Below are 20,612 nucleotides of genomic sequence, written 5' to 3'. Positions count from 1 at the left end.
GCAGTCGGGGTAATGAATAGCCAAAATCACAATAATAATGAGGTGTGAGCATGCAGCGTTGGATATGGGTGTTTGTTGCGGGATTTCTCGCGGTCTTCTGTTTTCATCAGGTCGCTCTGGGGCTTCTCCATGCCGCCGGGGTAGTGCCTTTTGCGCCGTTCAATCTGGCAGCTACCAAACCCTTGGGTGTGCCTTCGGTTATTTCCGGGGCGTTTTTCGGCGGGCTTTGGGCGCTGGTCATGATCGCGTTGCTGGATCGCATCGGTAATAGCATGGTCTGGCTCAAAGCTGCGCTGTTTGGCGGTATTGTGCTGACTTTGGTGGCACTGTTGGTGGTGTTCCCGCTCAAGGGCATGGGCTTTGATATGGCCCAGTTGCCGGGCCGCTTCGTTATCGGCTTTATCCTCAATGCGCTCTGGGGTATCGGCACCATCGTGTTTATCCGCGTCTTGCCGCGCTAGATCGCGCACTGGCGTTACTGCCTTCGGTACGGTAGTACTGCACCGAAGGCAGTAAATCCGCTACAATGGCGGCTTTTTCCTGACGGGATTTGTCACCATGGAAATCAATCCGATTCTGAATACCATCAAAGACCTGCGTGGCCGCTCCGAGACCATTCGGGGGTATCTTTGACTACGATCACAAACATGATCGTCTGACTGAAGTTGAGCGCGAGCTCGAAGACCCCTCCGTATGGAACGATCCCGAGCGCGCACAGGCGCTGGGCAAGGAGCGCGCGCAACTGGCGCAGATCGTCGAAACCCTGGATGAGATGAGCTCGGGTCTGGCAGATGCCGGTGAACTGCTGGAGATGGCTGCCGAAGAGGAAGATGAATCTGCGGTTGCAGACATCGTCACCGAACTCGCCCGCCTGCAGGCGAGCCTGGAAAAGCTCGAGTTCCGTCGCATGTTCAGCGGCGAGATGGACCCGAACAACTGCTACCTGGATATCCAGGCCGGTTCCGGCGGCACCGAGGCCCAGGATTGGGCCAACATGCTGCTGCGCATGTATCTGCGTTGGTGCGACCAGCGCGGCTTCGAAACCGAAATCGTCGAACTCTCCGCCGGTGAAGTCGCGGGCATCAAGAGTGCGACTGTCTTTATCAAAGGCGAGTACGCCTTTGGCTGGCTACGCACGGAAATTGGCGTGCACCGCCTGGTGCGCAAGAGCCCCTATGATTCCGGCAACCGCCGGCATACCTCCTTCTCTGCTGTATTCGTTTCGCCAGAGATTGACGACGATATTGAAATCGATATCAATCCGGCTGATCTGCGCGTGGATACCTATCGCTCCCAGGGCGCGGGTGGTCAGCACGTAAACACCACCGACTCGGCCGTGCGTATTACCCACGTACCGACCAACACCGTGGTCAGCTGTCAGAGCCAGCGTTCACAGCATGGCAACCGCGATACCGCGATGAAGATGCTGCGCGCTAAGCTCTACGAGCAGGAAATGATGAAGCGCAACGCGGCAGCGCAAGCGCTGGAAGATACCAAGTCCGATATTGGATGGGGTCATCAGATCCGCTCTTACGTGCTCGATCAATCGCGCATCAAAGACCTGCGCACCAATATCGAGAACAGCAACTGCAACGCGGTGCTGGATGGCGATCTGGATGAGTTTATTGAGGCGAGTCTGAAACAGGGCCTTTGAGGCCTGTTTCAGCCGCGGCGTCCCTGGCGCATCAAATCCCTTTGAATTGAACTGCAACTTCCGGAAGTACCGACATGACCGATCAGCAGAATGACCAGCAAGCCCTCCCCGAGGAAGAAAACCGCCTGATTTCCCTGCGCAAGGAAAAACTGGCGGCCGAGCGTGCCAAGGGCAACGCCTTCCCCAACCGCTTCCGTCGTGACAGTTATGCTGGTGATCTGCAGAAGACCTACGCCGACAAGACCAAGGAAGAGCTGGCCGAGACGTTGATTCCGGTCAAAGTCGCCGGGCGCATCATGCTCAATCGTGGCGCCTTTATGGTGATCCAGGACATGACTGGCCGTATTCAGGTCTACGTTGACCGCAAGACGCTGCAGGCCGAGACGCTGGAGGCGATCAAACACTGGGACATGGGCGATATCATTGCCGCAGAAGGCGTCATGGCGCGGTCCGGCAAGGGCGATCTGTATGTCAGCATGACTTCGGTTCAATTGCTGACCAAGTCCCTGCGGCCATTGCCGGACAAGCACCACGGCCTGACCGACACCGAGCAGCGCTATCGCCAACGTTATGTTGATCTGATCGTCAACGAGGACACCCGCGATACGTTCCTGGTGCGCTCGCGGGTGATTGCGCATATCCGCAAGTTTCTCGCCGAGCGCAACTTCCTCGAGGTGGAAACGCCGATGCTGCAGACCATCCCCGGTGGCGCCGCGGCCAAGCCGTTCGAGACGCACCACAATGCGCTGGATCTGCCGATGTTTCTGCGGATCGCGCCGGAGCTGTATCTCAAGCGCCTGGTAGTCGGTGGTTTCGAGCGGGTGTTCGAGATCAACCGCAACTTCCGTAACGAAGGGGTTTCAACCCGGCACAACCCTGAGTTCACCATGCTCGAGTTCTACCAGGCCTACGCCGATTACGAAGACAACATGGATCTGACCGAGGAGCTGTTCCGCGAGTTGGCCATGGATGTGTTGGGCAGCACCGATGTGCCCTATCAGGGCAAGGTGTTCCACTTCGGCGAACCCTTTGCACGCCTGTCGGTATTTGATTCGATCCTCAAGTTCTGCCCCGAGATCAGCGCTGCTGATTTGCAGGACTTGGACGCGGCCCGCGCTATTGCCAAGAAAGCCGGTGCTGATGTGAAGGGTTTCGAGGGTCTGGGCAAGTTGCAGGTGATGATCTTCGAGGAACGCGTAGAGCATCTTCTGGAGCAGCCGACCTTTATCACCCGCTATCCGTTTGAGGTGTCTCCGTTAGCGCGTCGTAGTGATGATGACCCGAGCGTGACCGATCGCTTCGAGCTGTTTATTGGCGGCCGCGAGATTGCCAACGCCTATTCGGAGCTTAACGATGCCGAAGATCAGGCCGAGCGCTTCCACGCTCAGGTCGCTGACAAGGATGCGGGTGACGATGAGGCCATGCATTATGACGCCGACTTTGTCCGTGCCCTGGAATACGGTATGCCGCCGACGGCGGGTGAGGGTATTGGTATTGATCGGCTGGTGATGTTGCTGACGGATGCGCCTTCGATTCGGGATGTGATCCTTTTTCCGCATATGCGGCCTGAGGCTTAAGTTTTTGAGTTTTTGTTGTTTGGTATCAGGAGGGTGCAGGGAAACCTGATCAGGTTGTTTTGGTGTGAGTACGAGGTTGACCAGCCCCGGTGACGGACACGCTGCAAGCCGTCCATGGGGCTCGTCGATGGCCATCCCTGGCCATCGACGGTCCGACACCGGGGCTGGCCAACCTCGCCTAACTTAGAAGGTGCGTCGATCAGGTTTCCGGCGAGTCAGAAGATAACTTGAGAGCCTGTCAGGTGAAGGTGGTTAGGTTTTGATGTTATCTCGGAAATGCCCATTCTTTACCGCGGTGCCGGGCAACCCCCAGGCTGGACCGTCAATGGCCAGGGATGGCCATTGATGAGCCCCATGGACGGCTCGTAGCGTGTCCAGCCTGGGGGTTGCCCGGCCGAGCGTTGCACTGCATCGTAGATCACCAAGCGTTGCACAAGACCGAAGATCACCAAGCGTTGCACTGCAGCACAGATCACAATAATGTCGAAGCAAGGCGCAAAGCCTCACCGATACCACCAGCAGCAGGAACAATATGACGGTAAAACAGAGCGAACAGTACCAATTGGTCATCCGCAGTCTGTCTGACCGCATTGTCGAGGCGCAGTCGCCGATTCGAATTCTGGATGCGATCAAGTGGGACGACAGCCTGCGTGAAGAATTCTTTCGCAAGCGCTGCAAAAGCCTGCCCGACGTCGGTCCTGACTATTACGCCCAGCGTCCCCTGGGTTTCGATCCGGGCGTGATGCGCCAGGTCTTTCAGGAAATAGAAAGGGATATCACTCGCCAACTGGGCACCTTTAATCCAGTCGGGCAGATCATGCGGCGCATGTGCAAGGAATACCGCATGGTTATCCGCATGCTCGAAGCGCGCGGCACACCGGATATGGGTTTTATCTCCCAAGAACTGTATGGCTCTGCCTCCGATGCCTTCCATGCCGGCGATCCAACCCTGACCGATCTGAGCATCATGCTCAGCGAGTCGCTGACCAATATTGGTTCGGATCTGGGGCGTGAGCCCAAGATTATCGCCGCGCCAGAAGCGGTGGCGATTCTGCAGGAGCGCATGAATCAAGCGTTTCCGGATGATCAGGCGGTGCGTGTGTTCGAGTCTGACGGCATTGTTGCCGACGCCGCAGCCGGCGCGGATTACATCAAGATCCGCAGCGATGCGATGTTTAACGAACGCGATCTGAAAATTCTCGCCGTGCATGAAGGCATGGTGCATGTGGCCACCAGCTTGAATGGACAGCACCAGCCTATCTGCACCTTCCTGGCCAAAGGGCCGCCGTCTTCGACTGTTACCCAGGAAGGCCTGGCGATCCTGATGGAAGTGATCACCTTCGCCTCCTATCCGGCGCGCCTGCGCAAGCTGACTGACCGCACGCGGGCAATTCAACTGGCTGAGTCGGGCGGCGACTTTCTCGATGTATTCCAGTTCTATCGTGAACAGGATTACTCCAAGGAAAACAGCTACACCAACGCCAGCCGCGTGTTCCGTGGATCCAGCAGTAACGGTCTGCCTTTTACCAAGGACCTGGCGTACCTCAAGGGCTTTATTCTTACCTACAACTATATCCAGTTGGCGGTACGCAAAGGCAAGTTGCAGCAGATTCCATTGCTGTTCTGCGGCAAGACCACGCTGGAAGATATGCGCACGCTGGGGCAGTTGGTAGAGGAGGGGCTGGTAGTACCGCCACGTTATCTGCCTGAGCCTTTTGCAGATCTGAACGCTTTGAGTGCCTGGATGTGTTTCTCCGGCTTTTTGAACAATCTCAGCCTCGATCGCATCGAAGCTGATTATGCGAATATCCTCTGAGGAAAAGAGTTGTGAGCGAGACTAAAGAGCTGAACAAGCTGCCGATTATTCTGACCTTCTTTGCCACGGTGTTTGCCACCGTCATGATCCTGTATGCCTATGGATATCTGAACTTTACCCGTGAAGAACAGGGCCTGCTGGTCGCCGAATTCAGCCTGGTTACTGTGGGTTCGGCCGAGGCCGGGCAAATGCGCAGTCGCGCTGCCAATCAGGTGGCTGAATGTGTCGACGGCATTCTGGTGCTGCATGATAACCGGCACAACGGCCTGTCTGGCTTGCTGGTGGATAACCGTGAGCGTGTGGTGCGTTGTAACGCCCAGTCGGTACCGGTAGCGGAGTGACTATGCCTGAGGGTAATGTGGCCGAACGCAACGTAGCCTTGGAGCCAGGCTGGAAAGCGGCTTTGGGGAATGAGTTCGAGACGCCGTACATGCAGCAACTGCGTGCCTTTCTGCTGGCAGAAAAGGCCGCAGGCAAGGTGATCTTTCCACCGGGGCCGCTGATATTCAATGCGCTCAACAGCACGCCGTTGGACCAGCTCAAGGTGGTGATCATCGGCCAGGATCCCTATCACGGGCCGGGTCAGGCTCACGGGTTGAGCTTTTCAGTACCGCCGGGTATACGTCCACCACCTTCGCTGCAGAATATCTTCAAGGAACTGCAACGCGACCTGCAGCTACCCATTCCCAGGCACGGCTGCCTGCAAAGCTGGGCCGAGCAGGGTGTGCTACTGCTCAATGCCGTGCTGACGGTCGAACAGGCCAACGCAGGCGCCCACGCGGGCCAGGGTTGGGAAACCTTTACCACCAGAGTGATCGAGATTGCGGCCAGGGAACATGAACATCTGGTATTCATGCTCTGGGGCAGCTACGCGCAGAAAAAAGCGGCGCAGGTGGATTTGTCGAGACATAAGGTGCTGACTTCTGTGCACCCATCTCCGCTCTCGGCGCACCGTGGATTTATCGGCAACGGGCATTTTTCTGCCGCCAACGCTTACCTGCAGGAGCACGGGCGGCAACCGATTGACTGGCGCTTACCGGATGGCGCAGTCTAGAAATTACCCTTTGTTTTACTGTTCTGGAGTGCTTTATGGATCATGCATTGCAACCCTATACCGCTCTGGTACCGCGCACTGACAAGCTGGTGGTGCAGAAGGTCGGGCATACCGCGCTGGTGACCATTGATAACGCGCCGGCCAATACATGGGATACCGATACCCTGCACGGCCTGGTCGAATTGGTTGCGCACCTGAGTGCAGACCCGGAGATCTATGCTCTGGTGATCACCGGGCGCGGCGAACGCTTCTTTTCTGCGGGCGCCGATCTAAAGTTATTCGCCGATGGCGACAAGGCCCGTGCGCGGCTGATGGCTCGCCTCTTTGGGCAGGCCTTTGAAGCCTTGCGGGATTTTTCCGGGGTTTCGATTGCTGCATTGAATGGCTACGCGATGGGCGGCGGCCTGGAGTGCGCTCTGGCCTGCGATATCCGTATTGCCGAGCGTCAGGTGCAGCTTGCATTGCCGGAAGCCAGCGTGGGCCTGTTGCCCTGTGCCGGCGGTACTCAGGCACTGTCCTGGTTAGTCGGTGAAGGCTGGGCGAAACGGATGATTCTTTGCGGTGAGCGCATTGATGGCGTCAAGGCCGAACGCATTGGTTTGGTAGAGGAAGTTGTGGAGCAGGGCCAGGCGCTCACTACTGCTCTAAGGTTGGCGGCTCAGGTCGGGCGGCAGAGCCCGTTGGCGGTCAAAGCCTGCAAGACCTTGATCCAGGGCGCGCGTCAGCAGCCGTTGAATAGTCTGCTGGCGCAGGAGCGAGAGCTTTTTGTTGATCTGTTCGATCACGAAGATACGCTGGAAGGGGTCAACGCCTTTTTTGAAAAGCGCCCACCCCAGTGGCGGAATCGCTAATCAGCCTCCACTGATTAGCCTAGCAGCGCCATAGCCGCTTCCATTTCCGCTGACAGGTCTTCTTCCTCGCCATCGCCATCCTGGCTGATGCCCAGTTTGGCGAAGGCGGGGATGGTGTTCCAGTCCAGCTGTGCCAGCGGATGTTCGCTACTCAGGCTTTGCAGCATTGCCACCTGGACAACGTCGGCGTAATCCACGGTGGGTGAATTACGGTTGAAATCCAGATGTTGCGTGGGTACATGACGCAGCGGAACCGGAAAATCCCAGGCTTCCAGAATGCGATCGCCAATAATTGGGTGGATGCGTTCGATAACCAGGTCCAGGCTCGCTGGATCAGCCAGGAGCTGATCGTTCTCTTCGGCATAACTGAGGATCGGCAGTACCCCGATCTGATGCACCAGACCGGCCAGCGTGGCCTGGTCGGGCTTGAGCTTGGTGTAGTGCCGGCAGAGCACGTGGCTGATGCCCGCTACCTCGGTACTGCGGCCCCAGACCTCGCGCATCTTGCGATCAATCACATCTGAAGTGGCCTGGAACATCTGCGCCATGGCCAGCCCGGTCGCCAGATTGGCGGTGTAGGTAATACCCATGCGGTTGACGGCCATGCTCAGATCGGTAATTTCCTGCCGGGTGCGCAGCAGCGGGCTGTTGACCACTTTGATCAGGCGCGCACTGAGCGCGGCATCGTTGCTGATCTCGCGCACCAGATGGGCAATATTGACGTCCGGATCTTCGGCCGCCTCACGCACCCGCAACGCCACTTCCGGCAGTGTGGGTAGAACCAGCTGGTCCTTTTCAATGGCTTGGATCAACTCATCCTGTACGCGCTGGGCCAGATCGGTCATGGGTTGTTTCCTTGTTCAGTTAACCGGGTCGTCTTCACTGGCGACCAGTTCAGTATCATAGGGCAGGTCGGCGACGGCCAATGATGGCCCATTGCTATCCCCTGCGGCTAATTGTAGCAATTGTGCCGCATCTTTTTGTAGTACGGCTAATATTTCTACCCGAGCGTTGCCTCGCGCACTGGAGACCACTTCCCCTAGCGTCTGGCCATTGTCACGGTTAACGATCAGCGTACCGGCTGGCAATGGCTGTTGTCCCTCCATCAGCAGCCGGAACATGCGTCGCTTGAGTTTACCCAGGTACTGCATCCTGGCGACGATTTCCTGGCCGGTGTAGCAACCCTTTCTGAAGCTGACAGCATCGAACAGCTGCATATTCAGCATCTGCGGGATAAAGCTTTCACGAGTAGCCGCACTGACTTCGCCCAGCCCGTTACGTATTTGTAGCAGTTGCCAGGCATTCAGTGCTGTGGGGGTCGCAAGCGTCTGCAGCTGGTCCAGTGTATTTACTGCCGATTCACTGGGTAGCCAGATCTCGAAACGGTGCAGCCCGGGCACGCGAACCACGCTGCCGGTGGCGCAGGAGGTGACCTCATCAATATTCTCTGGTGGAGTCAGGCCGGCTTTTTGCAACGCTGTCTCGGCTGCGTCGCCCCACAAGCCAACACGCACCCAGTCGTTACTGGCGTCTTTGATACTGGTTTTGAAGAACACCGCATATTTCCCCAGATCAGCGCTCTGGGCTTCCAGCACTTCTTTGTGCATGGCCAGCAGGTAAGCATCTGCGGCCAGGCGCACCAGTCTGAAACTCGATTGTATTCGGCCTTTGGGATTGCAGCGTGCGCCCAGCGTGCTGCCGGGGTCAGGCAGCACACTTACATCACAGGTCAATTGCCCCTGTAAAAAGCGGTTTGCATCAGCGCCGCTTACGGCCAGAATGCCCTCGTGAGAAAGCCAGGTGATTCCGGTGGCGGGTAGTTCATCGGCATCCGATACGGCAAAGCGTTCGGACAGGGTTTGTTCTAGCGAGTTGATTGCGGTCATAGGACTCGAATTGTCTGGTGTAGTCAGCTGTTACATCATAGGACTATGGTGCATGCTTGTCAGTGTTGCCTTGCGCCTATAATGATGTGTGTGCGCTACGGCGCGTTTTCAACCCATTGCGGAGATGTTTGATGTCGGCCGATATAGAAATGAAACGTTTGTTCTGGCATAGCCGCCGCGGCATGCTGGAACTGGATGTGCTGTTGCTACCTTTTCTTCAGGAAGCCTACAGCGATCTTGAGCCGGCGGATAAGGAACGTTTCAGCAAGTTGTTGACCTGTGAAGATCAGGATATGTTCGGCTGGTTCATGCAGCGCAGTGAACCGGATGACCCCGACTTGAAGCGCATGGTAAGGATGATATTAGACCGTGTTCAGCCAAACTGATTATCTGTTACTGCAACGCCAGCCCTCGCGCTTCCTCGGCGGAGCGCTGGTAATCTTTTCTTTGTTGGCGGCAGTGGCGCTGTATCGCAGTGCCATACCCGGCTTGCTGGCGGTTGGAATGATGTTGGTGGTGGTGGCTTACGGCCTTTGGGTCTGGCCGCGACAGGTCAGCCTGCGTCATGCCAGTTCGGTCACCGGTTTGCGGTTCGATAGCCATGGCTGGCACGTCTTGCGCCGTGATGGCTCTGAAGCTGGAGCCCGGCTGCTGGCAGACACCTTCGTTAGCGCATTCCTGACCGTGGTGCGCCTGCGCGAGCCAGGACGTTGGTGGCCGGTGTCGGTGGTGTTGCCTGCCGATGCAGCAGCAGAGGATGCCCTGCGCCGGCTGCGCCTGCGTTTGCGGTTCAGTCGCCAGCGTTGGATGGCTGCAGAATAGTGTCTTCGGCCTGAGGCAGCAGGTCAGGGTAGTCAAGAATGTAATGCAGGCCGCGGCTCTCGCGGCGCTGCATGGCTGATTGAATAATCAGATCGGCAACCAGCGCGAGGTTGCGCAACTCAAGCAGGTCGCGTGTTACCGTGTAATTGCTGTAAAACTCGTGAATCTCCGCCAGCAGCATATCCACCCGATGTTTGGCGCGCTGCAGACGTTTGTTGGTGCGTACTATCCCCACGTAATCCCACATGAAACGGCGAAGCTCATCCCAATTGTGCGAGATGATCACGTCCTCGTCCGAGTCGGTCACCTGGCTCTCATCCCAACTTGGCAGGTCGGTTGGCATTGGATAGCTGTCCAGGCTTTGCAGAATGTCCTGACTGGCCGAACGGCCGTAGACAATGCACTCCAGTAACGAGTTGCTGGCCATGCGGTTGGCGCCGTGCAGGCCGGTAAAGCTGGTTTCACCAATAGCGTAGAGCGCCTGCAGGTCGGTACGGCCGCTAGGCTCTACCACCACGCCACCGCAGGTATAGTGAGCGGCAGGTACTACTGGAATCGGCTCGCGGGTGATGTCGATGCCGAATGTCAGGCAGCGTTCATACACGGTAGGGAAGTGGCTGCGGATAAAATCGGCGGGCTTGTGGCTGATATCCAGAAACACGCAATCCAGCCCGAGCCGTTTCATCTCATGGTCAATTGCGCGGGCGACGATATCCCGGGGCGCGAGCTCAGCACGCCGATCGAAGCGCGGCATGAATCGAGTACCGTCCGGTAGCTTGAGTAATGCGCCTTCCCCGCGCAAGGCTTCAGTGATCAGAAAGCTCTTGGCTTTGGGATGGTACAGGCAGGTAGGGTGAAACTGATTGAATTCCATGTTGGCGACCCGGCAGCCGGCGCGCCAGGCCATGGCAATGCCGTCTCCGGAGGCGCTGTCCGGGTTGCTGGTATAGAGATAGACCTTGCTCGCTCCGCCTGTGGCCAGCACGGTGAAACGCGCAGCATAGGTTTCCACATGACCGCTGGTGCGGTTGAGAATATAGGCGCCAAGGCAGCGTTGACCCGGCAGGCCGAGCTTGCCACTGGTAATCAGATCCACCGCTACACGGTTTTCCAGCAAAACGATGTTGCTGTGTGTCTGTGCCTTGAGCAGCAAGGTGTTGAAAATAGCAGCGCCGGTAGCATCTGCGGCGTGGATAATACGGCGGTGGCTGTGGCCACCTTCCATGGTCAGATGAAAATCATCGCTTTCACTGCCATCTTCTCGCGTTTCCCGGGTGAAAGGGACGCCTTGCTCGATCAACCAGCCAATGGCCTCGCGACTGTTGCCTACGATCTGGCGCACCGCGTCTTCATGGCATAATCCGCCACCGGCTTCGAGGGTGTCCTGAACATGGGCATCGATGGTATCAGTGTCATCCAGCACAGCGGCAACGCCGCCCTGGGCCCAGAAGGTCGAACCTTCGGACAATTGACCCTTGCTGATGACGCCGACACGCATATGATCGGCGAGGTGCAGTGCCAGAGTGAGGCCGGCCGCACCACTGCCGATGACCAGTACGTCATATTCCTGTGTGTGTGTCATGACACTCCGGGCGCTCAATTCAGGCGTTCTGTGGACATTTGGCAGGCTAGTATATAGAAGCAACAGGTCGCGCAATACAGCAAGCATCACAAGAGGTTTCCGCAACAGGCCCGATAATTGCTATGATTTGCGCTGATAACGAATAAGGGCGTGGAACTTTTGACTGGCCGCCCGCTCATATAGCTGAACCTGACGAGGGGAGAACTTTTGCTTACATTGCGGGTCTATCACAACAAGGCAAGGCTGAGGCCGTTGCGCTGCTGGGAGCTGCTGAATGACTGAGCAGACCGATCAGCAGTTGGTCGAACGGGTTCAGCGTGGTGACAAACGAGCTTTTGATCTTCTGGTGCTGAAATATCAGCACAAGATTCTCGCTCTGGTTACCCGTTTTGTGCATGACAGTCACGAGGCCCAGGATGTAGCACAGGAAGCTTTTATTAAAGCCTACCGCGCTCTGGCCAATTTCCGTGGCGACAGTGCCTTTTACACATGGTTGTATCGCATAGCGATCAACACGGCAAAAAACTATCTGGTGGCCCGAGGACGACGCCCGCCAGATTCGGATATAGCGGCCGATGAGGCTGAGTACCATGATGGCGACAGCGCCCTCAAGGATATTCACTCGCCGGAGCGGGACATGTTGCGCAACGAGATTGAGCAGATGATCAATCGCACCTTGCAGCAATTGCCCGATGATTTGAGAACAGCCCTAACTTTGCGTGAGTTTGAGGGTCTGAGTTATGAAGACATTGCCGCTGTAATGAATTGCCCTGTGGGTACGGTGAGATCCCGCATCTTCAGAGCACGTGAGGCAATAGATAAGGCACTTAAGCCACTGATCGAAGACTGATCGCGGTAGGTGTTTGGTGCAAAAAGCCCTTTATGGGTCACTAGCAGAGGTAAAGCGATGAGCAATCAATCCTTGCAGGAATCTCTTTCCGCGTTGATGGATAACGAAGCGGATGAGCTTGAAATCCGTCGCGTGCTCCAATCCAGCGAAAGCGATCCAGCGCTGCGTAGCACCTGGGATCGTTATCAGATGGCGCGCGCCGTAATGCATAAGGAGCCCTGGCAGCCGAAGATCGACTTGTCTGCTGGTATTGCCGCTGTCATTGCGGGCGAACCAGAGCCAGTGGCGGCACCAAAAGCGCCACGCGTATGGCAGAACCTGAGTCGTCTTGCTGTGGCTGCTTCGGTAACGATGGCGGTTCTGGTGGGCGTCAACATGTTCAACCAGGACGGTGCTCCGGCTGATCCGGCCATGGTCGCTGACCTGCCTCCGGTAGTTGATGCTCCTGTGGCCGTCGCACCGGCCGTGGCTCCCGCCTCTCAGGGTGGTGCGGTTTTGGCTGGGTTTTCCCAGCAGCCGCAGATGAATGGCGACGCCGTTGCAGACCAGAAAGCACCATCCGCTTGGCAGGAACAGCGTATAGGCAGCTATCTGCGCCAGCACGCTGAGCACAGCTCGCGCTTTGAAGCGCCTCAGTTGCTCCCTTATGCACGGGCGGCCAGTCTGGAAAGCAAATAGGGTGCAGCCTATGTCAGTAACACGGCGATTGACGCTATGGGGTGCGCCCATAGCGGCCCTGTTTCTGACGCTTCCGGTGCTGGCTGAGGAGCCGCGCGATCTGCTCAAGCGGATGGTGGATGCGGCCCGTGAGCAAAGCTACTACGGGTCCTTTGTCTACGAGCGCACAGGTAGCTTCAGCACGCACCAGGTGTGGCGCCAGCGCCAAGGCGATCAGACCAGCGAACGTCTGTTGCAGGCAGATGGAGAGCCGCAGGAATGGTTGACGCGCAATGGAGATCTGGTTTGTACCAGTTCCGTTGGCCTGCGTTCTGCCTGGAAAGCCAGCGGCCAGTTGTCAGAGCAGCTCGAGTTGTTACACAACTGGTATACGTTGCAGATGCTCGGCTCGACGCGTGTAGCGAACCGCCCGGTATTCGTTCTTGCGGTTAAACCCCGCGACCCCTTCCGTTACGCCTATGAGCTGTATCTGGACCAGGAAACTGGTTTGCTGCTCAAATCCCTTCTTATTAACGAACGTGACGTCCTGTTGGAGCGCTTTCAATTTGCTTCGCTGAACGTCGGTGAACTGCCCGATCAAGCGCTTGAACCCAGCAGTATCTGTTTGCCGGTGCCAATGAGTACTGATGAACGCGCTGACGCGGGTGAAGCCTGGATGCCCGGCTGGTTACCACCAGGATTCGTTCTGGGGCACCGTGAAGTTCGCTCTCTCGACGATAGTGACGGGCAGGTGATTACTCAGGTATTCACTGATGGTTTGGCGCGTCTGACGGTTTTTGTCGAGCCCTTGGGAGCGGAAACATTGGCTGATGATTTACGCGCTCAGCTCGGGCCTACAGTGGCGATCAGCCGCCGATTGGCGCGTGCAGAAGGTGATTATCTGGCAACCGTGGTAGGTGAAGTGCCGGCCGCTGCTGCCGAGCGTGTGGCGGATTCGTTTACGGTTGAAGCTGAGAGCGTTCAGCCGTGATCGAAGAGCAGGGCAGGGTGGTCAGTTCTGAACCCGGCGCTGCCTGGGTGGAAACTGTTCGACAAAGCACCTGCGGTAGTTGCCAGGCAAAGGCCGGGTGCGGGCAGGCGCTGTTGCAGCGGCTCGGTGGCGGCGCTCGACAAGGTTACATCCGAGTGCTCACCGACAGATCCGTGCAAGTGGGCGATCAGGTAATGATAGGGCTGCCTGAAAATGCCGTTGTCAACGCTTCGCTGTATATGTATATCCTACCTCTGATCGGACTTTTCAGTGCCGCCTTGCTGGCAGATAATGCGGGTTTGTCCGAGCCCTGGATAATTCTTTGTGCTTTTTTTGGTCTGGCTTCAGGTTTCGCGGGCGTACGCTGGTACGCTTGGCGGCAACGCAGCAATCCGGATATGCAACCCCGTATCATGCGCGTTATGTCGCCTAGCGGCATCGTGACCAGCGACCGTACGCTGACGATGCCCTGAGGCCTTCATTTCATAGGAGATCAGGTGCACATGCTGTCAATGCAACGTTGGATGATCGTGGCGACTAGCTCGCTGCTGCTGGGTTGGTCCTCGCTGGGCATGGCCCAAGGTCTGCCAGATTTTACCGAGTTGGTTGAAGAAGTATCCCCCGCCGTCGTCAATATCAGCACCAGCCAGAAAGCCGTATCCCGGCCGTCTGGGATGGCGCCAGGTATGCCTGACCTGGAAGGTATGCCACCGCTGTTTCGCGAGTTTTTCGAGCGCGGCTTTCCGCAGCAAGGGCCACAGGCGCCCCGCGAGCGTGAAGCGCCGCAATCGCTGGGTTCAGGTTTCATCCTTTCCAAAGATGGTTACGTACTGACCAATAATCATGTGATAGCCGACGCGGACGAGATTTTCGTGCGGCTGTCTGATCGTCGTGAGCTTCAAGCCGAGCTGGTGGGGGCGGATCCACGCTCTGACCTTGCGCTGCTGAAAATTGAGGCCGGAGACGACCTTCCCGTGGTGCGCATGGGTAAATCCTCTGATCTCAAGGCGGGCGAATGGGTGTTGGCAATAGGCTCGCCGTTCGGTTTCGACTATTCGGTCACGGCCGGCATCGTTAGTGCCAAAGGTCGCAGTCTGCCGAATGAAAGTTACGTCCCTTTTATCCAAACCGACGTGGCCATCAATCCTGGTAACTCCGGTGGTCCGCTGCTGAATCTGGATGGCGAGGTGATTGGGATCAACTCACAGATCTTTACCCGGTCAGGTGGCTTTATGGGGCTGTCTTTTGCCATTCCGGTCGATGTGGCGATGGACGTCGTCCAGCAGTTGAAAGAAGACGGCAGCGTCCAGCGCGGTTGGCTGGGGGTGGTGATTCAGGAGGTCAACAAGGACCTGGCCGAATCTTTTGGTCTGCCCAAGCCAGCTGGCGCATTGGTAGCGCAGATTCAGCCAGATGGTCCGGCTGAAAAAGGCGGGCTGCAGGTTGGGGATGTGATTCTCAGCTTCAATGGCGAGGAGATCATCATGTCCTCCGACCTGCCGCATGCGGTAGGCCGCGTTCGCCCTGGTGAGGATGCCACCCTGGTCGTCATGCGTGATAAAAAACGCAAGACGCTTAAAATGGAGATCGGTGCTCTGCCGGAAGACGATAGCGTTGCTGCCGTTGCGCCCTCCACCAGTGCGCCGGCCAGTGCCGATAACCGCCTCGGTGTGGTGGTAGCCGAGCTGACCGAAGAGCAGAAAAGCAATCTGGATGTGCGTTCCGGGGTAATCATCCGTGAGGTGCGTCAGGGGCCTGGCGCGATGGTCGGCCTGCGTAACGGCGACATCATCACCAATCTGGACAATCAGCCTGTTGAGTCGGTGGATGCATTCGAAAAAATCACCGCCGATCTACCCACCAATCGTTCTGTATCCATGCGTGTCATACGTCAGGGCAGGGCGAGCTATATCACCTTCAGGCTGGCCAGTTAAGCGCCAGGCTTCCCGCCCGAGATGCTGGCCCTCATCACCATCGTGATGCGGGGTTGGCAGCCGGGCTCGCGATAGCGTAATAGCGCTTATTCGGGTACACTCGCGGGCTGTTTTCGGGGGAAGCTTTCCCCCTTTCATTGCTGACAGCCTTTATGGCTGGCAATCCTGCAATCAAGTCTGGAAGATCCCTGTAGTGAGTGACCTTAGCCTAATTCGTAATTTCTCGATCATTGCCCACATTGATCACGGTAAGTCGACCCTGGCTGATCGGTTTATCCAGATCTGCGGAGGCTTGGCTGATCGCGAAATGGCCGAACAGGTGCTCGACTCCATGGATCTCGAGCGTGAGCGCGGGATTACGATCAAGGCGCACAGCGTAACGCTGTATTACACGTCAAAAATCGACGGCAAGACCTACCAGCTGAATTTCATCGATACCCCTGGTCACGTGGACTTTCACTATGAAGTCAGCCGTTCGCTGGCTGCCTGTGAAGGCGCGCTGCTGGTCGTAGACGCAGCCCAGGGCGTGGAAGCGCAGTCGGTAGCCAACTGCTATACGGCTATCGAGCAGGGCCTGGAAGTCATGCCGGTATTGAACAAGATCGACCTGCCGCAGGCCGAGCCGGAGCGCGTCAAGGCTGAAATCGAGAGTGTGATCGGCATTGATGCCACCGATGCAGTGGTCTGCAGTGCCAAGAGCGGCCTGGGTGTAGAAGATGTGCTTGAGCGTCTGATTCAGGTCATTCCCGCGCCCGAGGGTGAGCTGGACGCACCGCTACAGGCGCTGATCATCGACTCCTGGTTTGATAACTATCTCGGTGTGGTCTCTCTGGTGCGCGTCAAGCACGGACGGATCAAGAAGGGCGCCAAGGTGCTGGTCAAATCTACTGGCAAGATCCATCAGGTTGACAGTGTGGGTGTGTTCAACCCCAAGCACAGCGAGACGGCTGATCTGAAAGCCGGCGAAGTGGGCTTTATCATTGCCGGCATCAAGGATATTCACGGCGCACCGGTCGGCGACACTCTGACCCTGTCCAGCACCCCCGATGTGGATATGCTGCCGGGCTTTCAGAAGGTCAAGCCGCAAGTCTTCGCCGGCTTGTTCCCGGTCAGCTCCGAGGATTTCGAGGATTTCCGTGAGGCGCTGTCCAAGCTCACACTGAATGACGCCTCGCTGCATTACGAGCCAGAAAGCTCTGAAGCGCTGGGCTTCGGTTTCCGCTGTGGTTTTCTCGGCATGCTGCATATGGAGATCATTCAGGAACGCCTGGAGCGCGAATATAATCTGGATCTGATTACCACAGCACCCACGGTGGTATTCGAGGTGGTCAAGAAGGATGGCAGCATCCTGTATGTCGACAATCCATCGCGCCTGCCCGATCCGTCGATGGTTGAAGAGATGCGCGAGCCGATCGTGCGGGCCAATATTCTGGTGCCGCAGGACCACCTGGGCGCCGTGATCACCTTGTGCGTCGAGAAACGCGGCGTGCAGCATGATATGTTGTTTCTCGGTACCCAGGTTCAGGTAATTTACGATCTGCCGATGAATGAAGTGGTACTGGATTTCTTTGACCGGTTGAAGTCGGCAAGCCGCGGTTATGCATCGCTGGACTATGCCTTTGAGCGCTTTCAGGCTGCGCGCCTGGTGCGTCTGGATGTATTGATCAACGCCGAGAAGGTCGATGCGCTGGCTTTGATCGTGCACCGTGACAACGCGGCCTATAAAGGCCGGCAGCTGGTCAGCAAGATGCAGGAGCTGATCCCGCGGCAGATGTTCGACGTGGCGATTCAAGCCGCCGTAGGCGGGCAGATTGTCGCGCGCTCCACGGTCAAGGCGCTGCGCAAGAACGTCATCGCCAAATGCTATGGTGGCGACGCCAGCCGGAAGAAGAAGCTGTTGGAAAAGCAGAAGGCCGGCAAAAAACGCATGAAACAGGTAGGCAACGTTGAAATTCCCCAGGAAGCCTTCCTGGCGGTATTGAAAGTAGACAACTAGGGATAGTTAAACGGGCTAGATTATGCATATCAATTTTCCGCTGCTGTTGGTATTGGCAGTTGCTGTTTCCGGTTTTCTGGCCCTCCTCGATCTGCTCTGGTTTGGCCCTCGCCGTCGTCGTGCGCTGGCTGCCTATGACCGTGCGGTGGACATTCCGGACCCGACGACTGTCGAGCGGATGGAAAAGGAGCCGCTGCTCATCGAGTACGGCAAATCTTTCTTTCCGGTACTGTTGGTCGTGCTGGTGCTGCGTTCTTTCCTGGTCGAACCCTTTCAAATTCCCTCTGGATCAATGAAGCCGACGCTGGAAGTCGGCGACTTTATTCTGGTCAACAAGTTTGCTTACGGTATTCGTCTGCCGGTGCTGGATACGAAGGTGATTCCGGTCAACGATCCGCAGCGCGGCGACGTGATGGTGTTTCGCTACCCGAATGATCCTCGCATCAACTACATCAAGCGAGTGGTGGGACTGCCGGGTGATACCGTGCGTTATGCCGGCAAACAACTGATTATCAATGGCGAGCGAGTGCCATTGAAACCAGTGCGTCTGGAGAAGGACGATGAGGTGCCAGCCGGTCATCCGCTGTATTCCCGCGCTGAAGCAGAAATATTTGAAGAGAAGCTGGGTGATATCGAACACCTGGTCAGGCAGAAGAGCCTGTCAGGCGCGCCGGCGGCGAAAGAGTGGAAAGTACCCGAAGGGCATTACTTCATGGTTGGCGACAATCGTGACAATTCCAATGACAGCCGTTACTGGAATTCCGAAGAAATGCCAAGGGAGTTGTGGGGAATGGTCCCGGACAACTATATTGTAGGCAAGGCATTCGCGGTCTGGATGCACTGGCCGGAGCCGAAGTTCAGCAACCTGCCGAGTTTCTCCAGGGTAGCCCTGATCCACTGAGGGCAGGGCCGGAAACAATAATATTAACAACGGACGTCTAGAGGTTATTCATGCGCCATTCGCAGAAAGGCATGTCATTTTTTGGCTGGTTAGCAGTTATTGCCCTGATCATATTCGGCTTGGTGATTGTAATGAAACTGGCTCCCATCTATATGGAGCATTTTACCCTGCGCAAGATCGTGACTGAGGTGAACGAGGACCCAACCATCAAGATTGGTTCGCTCCGCGATTTTCACAATCACATTGAAAAGGGTATGCAGATCAACAGCATCCGCGATATCAAAGCCAAAGATGCGATTGCCATTACCGCCAGCGGTACCGACGCTTACACGGTAGTGATCAAATATGAAGTTCGCTCGCCGATAATTCAAAACGTGGACGCGCTCGTTCACTTCGATGAAACCCATATAATCAGACCGCTGAAGTGATAAACAAGTTAGACCGGCTCGAACGTAACATTGGCTATTGCTTCAAGGACCCGGATCTACTGATTCTGGCCTTGAGCCATAGAAGTCTGGGTGGGCGCAATAACGAACGCCTGGAGTTTCTGGGTGACTCGGTGCTCAACTTTATTGCCGCCGAAGCCCTGTTTCAGCGCTTTCCCCAGGCCCGCGAAGGTCAGTTGTCCCGCCTGCGTGCGCGGTTGGTCAAAGGCGTTACTCTGGCGGAATTGGCCAAAGGTTTCGAGTTGGGTGAATACCTGCGCCTGGGTTCGGGGGAACTGAAAAGCGGCGGGTTCCGCCGCGAATCCATCCTCGCCGACGCCACCGAAGCCATCATCGGCGCCATTTATCTGGAAAGCGGCTTGGAAGCGGCGCGTGAGCGTGTGCTTTACTGGTTACGTGAGCATATTGCCACTCTGACGCTGGTGGACAATAACAAGGATCCAAAAACGCGATTGCAGGAATATCTGCAGTCGCGGCAATGTGAATTGCCCCGTTATGAAGTGACTGAAAGCAGTGGTGAAGCCCATTGTCGAACCTTTCGGGTTGAATGTCATGTCAGCCCATTGTCACAGCCCACCTTCGGCGTCGGTAATAGCCGGCGTCTGGCAGAACAAGTAGCAGCACAAAAAGCCCTGATTGATCTGGGTGTGGAGAAAGCAGATGAGTGACAGTAGTACCCCCCGTTGTGGCTATGTGGCCATTGTAGGCCGGCCAAATGTGGGCAAGTCGACCCTGCTCAATCACATTCTCGGTCAGAAGTTGGCTATTACCTCGCGCAAGCCCCAAACCACCCGGCATACCATGCTTGGCATCAAGACCGAAGACGCTGTTCAGGCGATCTATGTCGATACCCCGGGCCTGCACAAGGACAACGACAAGGCACTGAACCGCTTTATGAACAAAAGCGCCAGTCAGGCCCTGCGAGATGTGGATGTGGTGCTGTTTGTGGTCGACCGGGTGCGCTGGACCGACGAGGACCAGATGGTGCTGGAGAAGGTCCGTTTTGTCACCTGCCCGGTACTGCTGGTAGTCAACAAGCTCGACCGCATGGATGACAAGAAGGACATGTTGCCGCATCTGGAATGGCTGGCAACGCAATTGCCCGATGCCGAGATCGTGCCGGTTTCTGCGCTGCACGGTCGCAATATTGATCAGCTTGAGCAATTGATTGCCGAGCGCCTGCCCGAAGGTGAACACTTCTACCCGGACGATCAGATCACCGATCGCAGCTCCCGTTTTCTCGCCGCTGAACTGGTCCGCGAGAAAGTCATGCGCCAGTTGGGTGCAGAGATCCCCTACCAGGTCACGGTGGAAATCGAGCAGTTCAAGCAGGAAGGCAAAATTCTGCATATTCATGCCCTTATTCTGGTCGAGCGCGATGGGCAGAAAAAAATCATCATCGGTGACGGTGGCGAGCGTATGAAGAAAATTGGCCAGGAAGCCCGGCTGGACATGCAGAAGCTGTTCGGCAGCAAGGTCATGCTGAATTTGTGGGTCAAGGTCAAGCGCGGTTGGTCCGATGACGAGCGCGCCCTGAGTTCGCTTGGTTATAATTTCGACAGTTGATCTGTCGCCTCCCCGCTGTGTTGGAGATA

The 20,612-nt window shown here is 56.7% G+C and carries 22 protein-coding genes; 19 read left to right on the top strand and 3 right to left on the bottom strand.

All coding sequences use genetic code 11. From position 1 onward, the window contains the following. The first annotated feature begins 50 nt into the window (after window positions 1–50). The 7 genes from DT594_RS14940 to DT594_RS14910 all read left to right on the top strand — a co-directional run bounded on the left by DT594_RS14940 (window position 51) and on the right by DT594_RS14910 (window position 6,952). The gene (locus tag DT594_RS14940; RefSeq protein ID WP_149333425.1) at window positions 51–461 is read left to right on the top strand and encodes a hypothetical protein; all 411 of its coding nucleotides are present in this window, start codon (window positions 51–53) and stop codon (window positions 459–461) included. A 97-nt stretch (window positions 462–558) separates the two neighbouring features. Beyond that, a protein-coding gene (gene prfB, locus DT594_RS14935) for a peptide chain release factor 2 (protein WP_096348066.1) occupies window positions 559–1,654 on the top strand; the annotation gives its coding sequence in 2 pieces (ribosomal slippage) (window positions 559–630 and window positions 632–1,654; 1,095 coding nt in all). A 74-nt stretch (window positions 1,655–1,728) separates the two neighbouring features. Then, window positions 1,729–3,231, top strand: a complete 1,503-nt coding sequence (lysS, locus tag DT594_RS14930) for a lysine--tRNA ligase (protein WP_149333423.1) — start codon at window positions 1,729–1,731, stop codon at window positions 3,229–3,231. Between the two features lie 532 nt (window positions 3,232–3,763). After that, window positions 3,764–5,047, top strand: coding sequence for a flavohemoglobin expression-modulating QEGLA motif protein (locus DT594_RS14925; protein WP_149333421.1), 1,284 nt, complete (start codon window positions 3,764–3,766; stop codon window positions 5,045–5,047). Window positions 5,048–5,058: 11 nt separating this feature from the next. Then, window positions 5,059–5,388, top strand: coding sequence for a PA3694 family proteiin (locus DT594_RS14920; protein WP_149333419.1), 330 nt, complete (start codon window positions 5,059–5,061; stop codon window positions 5,386–5,388). 2 nt (window positions 5,389–5,390) lie between these two features. Beyond that, a complete protein-coding gene (gene ung, locus DT594_RS14915; RefSeq protein ID WP_149333417.1) occupies window positions 5,391–6,101 on the top strand; it encodes a uracil-DNA glycosylase in 711 nt (236 codons plus the stop codon). A gap of 35 nt (window positions 6,102–6,136) precedes the next feature. Then, the gene (locus DT594_RS14910) at window positions 6,137–6,952 is read left to right on the top strand and encodes an enoyl-CoA hydratase (RefSeq protein ID WP_149333416.1); all 816 of its coding nucleotides are present in this window, start codon (window positions 6,137–6,139) and stop codon (window positions 6,950–6,952) included. A gap of 14 nt (window positions 6,953–6,966) precedes the next feature. On the opposite strand, the gene DT594_RS14905 is transcribed toward DT594_RS14910, so the two are convergent. Both DT594_RS14905 and ygfZ read right to left on the bottom strand, forming a co-directional pair. Then, a complete protein-coding gene (locus tag DT594_RS14905; protein WP_149333415.1) occupies window positions 6,967–7,797 on the bottom strand; it encodes an HDOD domain-containing protein in 831 nt (276 codons plus the stop codon). Between the two features lie 15 nt (window positions 7,798–7,812). Further along, window positions 7,813–8,838, bottom strand: coding sequence for a CAF17-like 4Fe-4S cluster assembly/insertion protein YgfZ (ygfZ, locus tag DT594_RS14900; RefSeq protein ID WP_149333414.1), 1,026 nt, complete (start codon window positions 8,836–8,838; stop codon window positions 7,813–7,815). A gap of 131 nt (window positions 8,839–8,969) precedes the next feature. Here ygfZ and DT594_RS14895 point away from each other — a divergent pair, with 131 nt between their 5' ends. Then, a complete protein-coding gene (locus tag DT594_RS14895) occupies window positions 8,970–9,224 on the top strand; it encodes an FAD assembly factor SdhE (RefSeq protein ID WP_096346526.1) in 255 nt (84 codons plus the stop codon). Further along, the gene (locus DT594_RS14890; RefSeq protein WP_149333413.1) at window positions 9,208–9,660 is read left to right on the top strand and encodes a hypothetical protein; all 453 of its coding nucleotides are present in this window, start codon (window positions 9,208–9,210) and stop codon (window positions 9,658–9,660) included. Before DT594_RS14895 ends, DT594_RS14890 begins: the two co-directional genes overlap by 17 nt. Here the strand turns inward: DT594_RS14890 and nadB are convergent. Beyond that, complete coding sequence (nadB, locus tag DT594_RS14885; protein ID WP_149333412.1) at window positions 9,629–11,242, bottom strand: L-aspartate oxidase; 1,614 nt, start codon at window positions 11,240–11,242, stop codon at window positions 9,629–9,631. The two genes, DT594_RS14890 and nadB, sit on opposite strands and share 32 nt — an antisense overlap. A gap of 274 nt (window positions 11,243–11,516) precedes the next feature. On the opposite strand from nadB, the gene rpoE reads away from it, so the two are divergent. The 10 genes from rpoE to era all read left to right on the top strand — a co-directional run bounded on the left by rpoE (window position 11,517) and on the right by era (window position 20,583). Beyond that, the gene (gene rpoE / locus DT594_RS14880; protein ID WP_096346523.1) at window positions 11,517–12,092 is read left to right on the top strand and encodes an RNA polymerase sigma factor RpoE; all 576 of its coding nucleotides are present in this window, start codon (window positions 11,517–11,519) and stop codon (window positions 12,090–12,092) included. Window positions 12,093–12,149: 57 nt separating this feature from the next. Continuing rightward, window positions 12,150–12,770, top strand: a complete 621-nt coding sequence (locus DT594_RS14875) for a sigma-E factor negative regulatory protein (protein ID WP_149333411.1) — start codon at window positions 12,150–12,152, stop codon at window positions 12,768–12,770. Between the two features lie 10 nt (window positions 12,771–12,780). After that, complete coding sequence (locus DT594_RS14870) at window positions 12,781–13,740, top strand: MucB/RseB C-terminal domain-containing protein (RefSeq protein ID WP_149333410.1); 960 nt, start codon at window positions 12,781–12,783, stop codon at window positions 13,738–13,740. Then, complete coding sequence (locus tag DT594_RS14865; RefSeq protein ID WP_149333409.1) at window positions 13,737–14,213, top strand: SoxR reducing system RseC family protein; 477 nt, start codon at window positions 13,737–13,739, stop codon at window positions 14,211–14,213. Before DT594_RS14870 ends, DT594_RS14865 begins: the two co-directional genes overlap by 4 nt. A 24-nt stretch (window positions 14,214–14,237) precedes the next feature. Further along, window positions 14,238–15,674, top strand: a complete 1,437-nt coding sequence (locus DT594_RS14860; RefSeq protein ID WP_425460566.1) for a DegQ family serine endoprotease — start codon at window positions 14,238–14,240, stop codon at window positions 15,672–15,674. Between the two features lie 193 nt (window positions 15,675–15,867). Beyond that, complete coding sequence (lepA, locus tag DT594_RS14855) at window positions 15,868–17,670, top strand: translation elongation factor 4 (protein ID WP_096346518.1); 1,803 nt, start codon at window positions 15,868–15,870, stop codon at window positions 17,668–17,670. Window positions 17,671–17,692: 22 nt separating this feature from the next. Then, entirely contained in the window at window positions 17,693–18,571 is an 879-nt protein-coding gene (gene lepB / locus DT594_RS14850; protein ID WP_149333407.1) for a signal peptidase I, read from the top strand. Window positions 18,572–18,621: 50 nt separating this feature from the next. Next, the gene (locus DT594_RS14845) at window positions 18,622–18,999 is read left to right on the top strand and encodes a DUF4845 domain-containing protein (RefSeq protein WP_096346516.1); all 378 of its coding nucleotides are present in this window, start codon (window positions 18,622–18,624) and stop codon (window positions 18,997–18,999) included. After that, complete coding sequence (gene rnc / locus DT594_RS14840) at window positions 18,996–19,685, top strand: ribonuclease III (RefSeq protein ID WP_096346515.1); 690 nt, start codon at window positions 18,996–18,998, stop codon at window positions 19,683–19,685. Before DT594_RS14845 ends, rnc begins: the two co-directional genes overlap by 4 nt. Beyond that, window positions 19,678–20,583: a GTPase Era gene (gene era, locus DT594_RS14835; protein WP_149333406.1), complete on the top strand. Its 906-nt coding sequence runs from the start codon at window positions 19,678–19,680 to the stop codon at window positions 20,581–20,583. The genes rnc and era overlap by 8 nt, the downstream gene beginning before the upstream one ends. The last annotated feature ends 29 nt before the right edge of the window (window positions 20,584–20,612 follow it).

It is taken from the genome of Halopseudomonas laoshanensis, from assembly GCF_008365385.1.
Classification (GTDB): Bacteria; Pseudomonadota; Gammaproteobacteria; order Pseudomonadales; family Pseudomonadaceae; genus Halopseudomonas; species Halopseudomonas laoshanensis.
The sequence above is the reverse complement of the archived record's forward strand: the minus strand, read 5'-3'. Positions and strand labels throughout refer to the sequence as shown.

Excerpts from the sequence above, each read along its gene's own strand:
- DT594_RS14940 (WP_149333425.1), top strand. The coding sequence starts at position 51 with ATGCAGCGTTGGATATGGGTGTTTGTTGCGGGATTTCTCGCGGTCTTC.
- lysS (WP_149333423.1), top strand. The coding sequence starts at position 1,729 with ATGACCGATCAGCAGAATGACCAGCAAGCCCTCCCCGAGGAAGAAAAC.
- era (WP_149333406.1), top strand. The coding sequence starts at position 19,678 with ATGAGTGACAGTAGTACCCCCCGTTGTGGCTATGTGGCCATTGTAGGC.
- DT594_RS14925 (WP_149333421.1), top strand. The coding sequence starts at position 3,764 with ATGACGGTAAAACAGAGCGAACAGTACCAATTGGTCATCCGCAGTCTG.
- nadB (WP_149333412.1), bottom strand. The coding sequence starts at position 11,242 with ATGACACACACACAGGAATATGACGTACTGGTCATCGGCAGTGGTGCG.
- DT594_RS14870 (WP_149333410.1), top strand. The coding sequence starts at position 12,781 with ATGTCAGTAACACGGCGATTGACGCTATGGGGTGCGCCCATAGCGGCC.
- DT594_RS14910 (WP_149333416.1), top strand. The coding sequence starts at position 6,137 with ATGGATCATGCATTGCAACCCTATACCGCTCTGGTACCGCGCACTGAC.
- lepB (WP_149333407.1), top strand. The coding sequence starts at position 17,693 with ATGCATATCAATTTTCCGCTGCTGTTGGTATTGGCAGTTGCTGTTTCC.
- DT594_RS14875 (WP_149333411.1), top strand. The coding sequence starts at position 12,150 with ATGAGCAATCAATCCTTGCAGGAATCTCTTTCCGCGTTGATGGATAAC.
- DT594_RS14845 (WP_096346516.1), top strand. The coding sequence starts at position 18,622 with ATGCGCCATTCGCAGAAAGGCATGTCATTTTTTGGCTGGTTAGCAGTT.
- DT594_RS14895 (WP_096346526.1), top strand. The coding sequence starts at position 8,970 with ATGTCGGCCGATATAGAAATGAAACGTTTGTTCTGGCATAGCCGCCGC.
- DT594_RS14905 (WP_149333415.1), bottom strand. The coding sequence starts at position 7,797 with ATGACCGATCTGGCCCAGCGCGTACAGGATGAGTTGATCCAAGCCATT.
- ygfZ (WP_149333414.1), bottom strand. The coding sequence starts at position 8,838 with ATGACCGCAATCAACTCGCTAGAACAAACCCTGTCCGAACGCTTTGCC.
- ung (WP_149333417.1), top strand. The coding sequence starts at position 5,391 with ATGCCTGAGGGTAATGTGGCCGAACGCAACGTAGCCTTGGAGCCAGGC.
- rpoE (WP_096346523.1), top strand. The coding sequence starts at position 11,517 with ATGACTGAGCAGACCGATCAGCAGTTGGTCGAACGGGTTCAGCGTGGT.